The 521-nt window shown below is 53.7% G+C and carries 4 tRNA genes; all 4 read left to right on the top strand.

Annotation, left to right across the window (positions count from 1 at the left end):
• The first annotated feature begins 87 nt into the window (after nucleotides 1–87).
• The 4 genes from AMS59_RS17955 (at nucleotide 88) to AMS59_RS17940 (ending at nucleotide 430) form a co-directional block, all read left to right on the top strand.
• A tRNA-Pro gene (locus AMS59_RS17955) sits at nucleotides 88–164 on the top strand.
• 6 nt (nucleotides 165–170) lie between these two features.
• Nucleotides 171–246, top strand: a tRNA-Ala gene (locus AMS59_RS17950).
• A 26-nt stretch (nucleotides 247–272) separates the two neighbouring features.
• Nucleotides 273–346: transfer RNA gene (locus AMS59_RS17945), tRNA-Met, on the top strand.
• Between the two features lie 7 nt (nucleotides 347–353).
• Nucleotides 354–430 (top strand) — tRNA-Ile (locus tag AMS59_RS17940).
• Nucleotides 431–521: the final 91 nt, after the last annotated feature.

The raw sequence follows: 521 nt of genomic DNA, 5'->3' as shown, positions 1-521 counted from the left end.
CCCGTAGCTCAATTGGATAGAGCGTCTGACTACGGATCAGAAGGTTATGGGTTCGACTCCTGTCGGGCGCGCCAAAATAATATTTATCGGAATGTAGCTCAGCTTGGTAGAGCACTTGGTTTGGGACCAAGGGGTCGTAGGTTCGAATCCTGTCATTCCGACCATTTTATGGGGCCTTAGCTCAGCTGGGAGAGCGCCTGCCTTGCACGCAGGAGGTCAGCGGTTCGATCCCGCTAGGCTCCACCATAAAAGATAACCAGTATAAAGATCCTGGCGGCGTAGCTCAGCTGGCTAGAGCGTACGGTTCATACCCGTAAGGTCGGGGGTTCGATCCCCTCTGCCGCCATCTTAAAGGACCTTTAGCTCAGTTGGTTAGAGCAGACGGCTCATAACCGTCCGGTCGCAGGTTCGAGTCCTGCAAGGTCCACCATTTATATAATATTACGGAGGTATACCCAAGTCTGGCTGAAGGGATCGGTCTTGAAAACCGACAGGCGGGTAACACCGCGCGGGGGTTCGAA

Source organism: Lysinibacillus sp. FJAT-14745 (assembly GCF_001275675.1).
Taxonomy (GTDB): Bacteria; Bacillota; Bacilli; order Bacillales_A; family Planococcaceae; genus Lysinibacillus.
This window is presented reverse-complemented; position numbering and strand designations above follow the sequence as displayed.